The organism is Clavibacter lycopersici, assembly GCF_003576405.1.
Taxonomy (GTDB): domain Bacteria; phylum Actinomycetota; class Actinomycetes; order Actinomycetales; family Microbacteriaceae; genus Clavibacter; species Clavibacter lycopersici.
The window spans coordinates 1-5,001 of sequence record NZ_QWGT01000207.1; the positions used below are offsets into that span (position 1 = coordinate 1).

Below are 5,001 nucleotides of genomic sequence, written 5' to 3' on the forward strand. Positions count from 1 at the left end.
GGGCAGCGCGCCGACGGCCGACCCCCAGGATCCCGCCGCGACCGCCACCGCGCCCGCGCCCGACGCGGACGACCGCGCCGGCCGCGGCTTCTTCGACCTCCTCGTGCAGGACGCCCGCCAGGCGAGCGCCGAGAGCATCGGCGACGAGGAGGACCGCGCCTTCTACAAGCTGTCCGTCCCGAAGCGCATGGTCATCATGCTGGGCGGGCCGGCGATGAACTTCCTCCTCGCGATCCTGCTGTTCGCCGTCGTGCTGTGCGGCTTCGGCGTCACGACGCCCACCACCACGGTCGGCCAGGTCAACGCGTGCATCGTGCCCGCCGGATCCACCGCCTCGGCCGACGCCGCCACCTGCCCCGCCGGCGCCCCCGCGGCCCCGGGCGCGGCGGCGGGCCTCCAGCCCGGCGACACCATCGTCAGCATCGACGGCACGCCGATCACCGCATGGGACCAGGTCACCGGCATCGTCCAGGTGTCGGCGGGCACGGAGCTCGACGTCGTCGTCGAGCGCGACGGTGCCCGCGAGACGCTCGCCATCACGCCGGTCCTCACGCAGCAGGCCGTCATCGGATCCCGCGGCGCCCCCGAGGTCGACGAGCAGGGGAACCCGGTCACGCGCGAGGTCGGGCTCATCGGCTTCAGCCCCACGCAGGCCGTGCAGCAGCAGCCGCTCTCGGCGGCGTTCACCACAACGGGCGAGAACATGGCCGCGGTCGGCAACCTCATCCTCAACCTCCCGCAGCGCCTGGTGGACGTCGGCCGCGCCGCGTTCGGCGGCGGAGAGCGCGACCCGAACGGCCCCATGAGCGTCGTGGGCGTCGGCCGCGTCGCCGGCGAGATCGCGAGCCTCGACGAGACGCCCGTCGCCTCCCGCGCCTCCGCGATGATCGGCCTCGTCGCGTCGCTCAACGTGGCGCTCGGCATGATCAACCTCCTGCCGCTCCTGCCCCTCGACGGCGGGCACGTGCTCGGCGCGATCGTCGAGGGCGTCCGCCGCTTCCTGGCCAAGCTCTCCGGCCGGCGCGACCCGGGGCCCGTGGACGTCGCGAAGCTCATGCCCGTGACCTTCGTGGTCGTGATCCTCTTCGGCGCCATGAGCGCGCTGCTGATCTTCGCCGACCTGGTGAACCCCGTCCGGCTCACCTGACGGCGCCCAGCGCCTGACGGCGCCCAGCGCCTGACGCCGCCCGCGCCCCCGACGCACCGGGTGCGCAGGAATCGGACGTAGGCTCTTCCCCGTGCCAGCAGTCAATCTCGGAATGCCGAAGGTCCCGGAAGTCCTCGCGCCCCGACGGAAGACCCGTCAGATCAGCGTCGGCAAGGTCAAGGTCGGCGGCGACGCCCAGGTGAGCGTCCAGTCGATGACGACCACTCAGACCACCAACATCAACGCCACGCTCCAGCAGATCGCCGAGCTCACGGCCACGGGCTGCGACATCGTGCGCGTCGCGGTGCCGCACCAGGACGACGCGGACGTGCTGCACATCCTGGCCAAGAAGAGCCAGATCCCGATCATCGCGGACATCCACTTCCAGCCCCGCTACGTCTTCACGGCCATCGACGCCGGCGTCGGCGCGGTGCGCGTGAACCCCGGCAACATCCGCAAGTTCGACGACCAGGTCGGCGCCATCGCGAAGGCCGCCAAGGCCGCGGGCACCTCGATCCGCATCGGCGTCAACGCCGGATCCCTCCACCCGAGCCTGCTGCAGAAGTACGGCAAGGCCACCCCCGAGGCGCTCGTCGAGTCCGCCGTGTGGGAGGCCAGCCTCTTCGAGGAGCACGACTTCCACGACTTCAAGATCTCGGTCAAGCACAACGACCCGGTCATCATGGTGAAGGCCTACCGCATGCTCGCCGAGCGCGGCGACTGGCCGCTCCACCTCGGCGTCACCGAGGCCGGCCCCGCGTTCCAGGGCACCATCAAGAGCGCCACGGCGTTCGGGATCCTGCTCTCCGAGGGCATCGGCGACACCATCCGCGTCTCCCTCTCCGCGCCCCCGGCCGAGGAGGTGAAGGTGGGCCTGCAGATCCTGCAGTCGCTCAACCTGCGCGAGCGCAAGCTCGAGATCGTCTCCTGCCCGAGCTGCGGGCGCGCCCAGGTCGACGTCTACTCGCTCGCCGAGCAGGTCACCGAGGGCCTCAAGCACGTCAACGTGCCGCTGCGCGTCGCCGTCATGGGCTGCGTCGTCAACGGGCCCGGCGAGGCCCGCGAGGCCGAGCTCGGCGTCGCGTCCGGGAACGGCCGCGGGCAGATCTTCGTGAAGGGCGAGGTCATCAAGACCGTGCCCGAGGCCGAGATCGTCCAGACCCTCATCGAGGAGGCCAACCGCCTCGCCGCGGAGATGCCCGCCGGATCCATCGGCAGCCCCGAGATCCTGGTCTGACCCTCCCTCTCCCCACCCGCCCGCGCCGGCGGCGTGCGTCCGCGCGCGCCGTCCGCGCGTAGGCTCTGCTAGTCGTCCGCCCGGCGGATCGCCCCACGAACTGAGGATGCTGTTGAACGGTAACGCCACTTTCCGGCATCGGAACACCTCCCTGCTGGGGCTAGCCAGCGTCCTCGCCCCGCACACCGTGACCTCGGTGGAGATCGACGACCGGCTGAAGCCCGTGCTGTCGAGGCTCCGCCTCCCCACCGGTCTGCTGCAGCGCGTCGCGGGCGTTCTCGAGCGCCGCAACTGGGACACGTCCATGTCCTTCGACGCGGCCGCCACCGAGGCCGGGCGCAAGGCGCTCGCGCAGGCGGGCGTGCAGCCGTCGCAGATCGGGCTGCTCATCAACACGTCCGTCACGCGCGCGCACCTCGAGCCGAGCGTCGCGGTCAGCATCCACAACGGGCTCGGCCTGCCGTCGTCTGCCCTCAACTTCGACATCGCGAACGCGTGCCTCGGCTTCGTCAACGCCATGACGCTCGCGGGCCACCTCATCGACTCGGGCCAGATCGACTACGCGATGATCGTCGACGGCGAGGACGCGGGCGAGATCCGCCACAACACGGTCGCGCGGCTCCTCCGCCCGGAGACGACGCGCGCGGACTTCCTCAGCGAGTTCCCCAGCCTCACGCTCGGCGCGGGCGCTGCGGCGGCCGTCCTCGGTCGCACGAGCGACCACCCGGAGGGGCACCGGATCCTCGGCGGCGTCACGCGTGCCGCCACCCAGCACCACGAGCTGTGCATCGGCGACGTCGACGGCATGTTCACCGACACCAAGGAGCTCCTCCGCGGCGGCATGGAGCTCGTCGTCGACGCGTGGAAGGAAGCCGCGCAGGACGACTGGGACTGGTCCGACATGGACCGCTACATCCTCCACCAGGTCTCCGACGTGCACACCAACGCCATCGTCAAGGCCGCGAAGCTCGACAAGTCGCGCGTGCCGCTCACGTACCCGCGCTACGGCAACGTCGGGCCCGCGAGCATCCCCATCACGCTCGCCGACCAGGCCGACAGCCTCAGCCGCGGCGACCGCGTGCTCTGCATGGGCGTGGGCTCCGGCCTCAACACGGCCATGACCGAGATCCTCTGGTAGCCGCCGCGTGAGCGCACCGGCCGAGGTCGCCCCGGCGACCGTCCCCGTGACGGGCCCCGACGGGGAGCCGCTGCCCGGCCTCGACCCCGCCTGGTCGCGCGTCGTCCGCGCGGGCGGCCACGGCTGGCACCTGCTCGACACGGGGGAGCGGCTGGCCGCCACGGGCGCACCCGTCGCCGGCACCATCCTCTGCGTGCACGGGAACCCCACCTGGTCGTACCTGTGGCGGCGCATCGCGGCCGAGTCGCTGGCGCGCGCCGAGCGGGATCCGTCGCAGCCCGCCTGGCGTGTGGTCGCCGTCGACCAGCTCGACATGGGCTTCTCCGAGCGCACGGGCGTCGCGCGCACGCTGCCCATCCGGCTCGACGATCTGCAGGCGCTCACCGACGAGCTCGGGCTCTCGGGATCCGGCGCCACGACGCCCGTCGTCACGCTCGGGCACGACTGGGGCGGCGTCGTCAGCCTCGGCTGGGCGCTCCGCAACCGCGACGTGCTCGCCGGGGTCATGGCGCTCAACACGGCCGTGCACCAGGAGGAGGGCGTGCCCATCCCGTGGCCGCTGCGCCTGGCGCTGGCCACGGGGATCCACGACGCGGCGACCCGCGGCACCCCCGGCTTCCTCGCCACCACGCTCGCGCTCGCGCACCCGCCGCTCGACCCGGCCGTGCGCCGGGCGTTCGCGGCGCCCTACCGGGGCGCCGACCGCCGGGCGGGGATCCGCGGCTTCGTCGCCGACATCCCGGTCGGCCCCCAGCACCCCAGCCACTCGACCCTCACGTCCATCGCCGATGGCCTCCGCGACCTCGACCTGCCGGCCCTGTTCGTCTGGGGACCGCGCGACCCGATCTTCTCCGACGTCTACCTCTCCGACCTCCTCGAGCGGCTGCCGCACGCCGACGTGCACCGCGTGGAGGGCGCCGGCCACCTCGTCGCCGAGGACCACGACTACGCGTCCGCCGCGCTCGACTGGCTCGCGGACCGCGTCGTGCCCGGATCGGCGCCCGCCGCGCGTCCCGCTCCGGCCGCCGTCCCCGACGCCGACCCCGTCCGCCCGCTCGGCGCGCTCCTCGAGGAGCTGCGCGACAGCGACGCGCCCGTCCTCGTCGAGATGGCGCCGCGCGGCGGCGGCGGTCCGCGCACCGTCTCCTGGCGGCTGCTGTCCCGCCGCGTCCGCGAGATCGCCGCGGGCCTCCATGCCCGCGGGCTCCGCGCCGGCGACCGCGTCTCGCTCCTCGTGCCGCCCGGCGCCGACCTCACGGCGCTCCTCTACGCGTGCCTCCGCATCGGCGCGATCGTCGTGGTCGCCGACGCCGGCCTCGGCGTGAAGGGCCTGGGACGCGCGGTCGCGGGATCCCGCCCCGACATGGTCGTCGGCATCCCCGCGGGCCTCGCCCTCGCGCGCGCGCTCGGCTGGCCGGGGGAGCGGATCTCCGTCACCACGCTCGCGCCGCCCGTCGCACGCGCGCTCGGCGTGGCGGC

At 73.4% G+C, this 5,001-nt stretch carries 4 protein-coding genes; all 4 read left to right on the plus strand.

The genetic code is table 11. From position 1 onward, the window contains the following. On the plus strand, positions 1 to 1,147 hold a 1,147-nt coding region (locus DZG00_RS12175; protein WP_119455664.1), incomplete at its 5' end, for a site-2 protease family protein. A 91-nt stretch (positions 1,148 to 1,238) separates the two neighbouring features. Next, positions 1,239 to 2,384 carry a flavodoxin-dependent (E)-4-hydroxy-3-methylbut-2-enyl-diphosphate synthase gene (gene ispG / locus DZG00_RS12180; RefSeq protein WP_199688977.1) on the plus strand — a complete coding sequence of 382 codons (1,146 nt, stop codon included), beginning with the start codon at positions 1,239 to 1,241 and terminating at the stop codon, positions 2,382 to 2,384. Positions 2,385 to 2,490: 106 nt separating this feature from the next. Further along, entirely contained in the window at positions 2,491 to 3,522 is a 1,032-nt protein-coding gene (locus DZG00_RS12185) for a 3-oxoacyl-ACP synthase III (RefSeq protein WP_119382798.1), read from the plus strand. A 7-nt stretch (positions 3,523 to 3,529) separates the two neighbouring features. After that, positions 3,530 to 5,001: alpha/beta fold hydrolase (locus DZG00_RS12190; RefSeq protein WP_119455665.1), on the plus strand; the 1,472-nt coding region annotated here is incomplete at its 3' end.

Coding starts and splice junctions, on each gene's coding strand:
- DZG00_RS12185 (WP_119382798.1), top strand. CDS start 2,491: ATGCTGTTGAACGGTAACGCCACTTTCCGGCATCGGAACACCTCCCTG.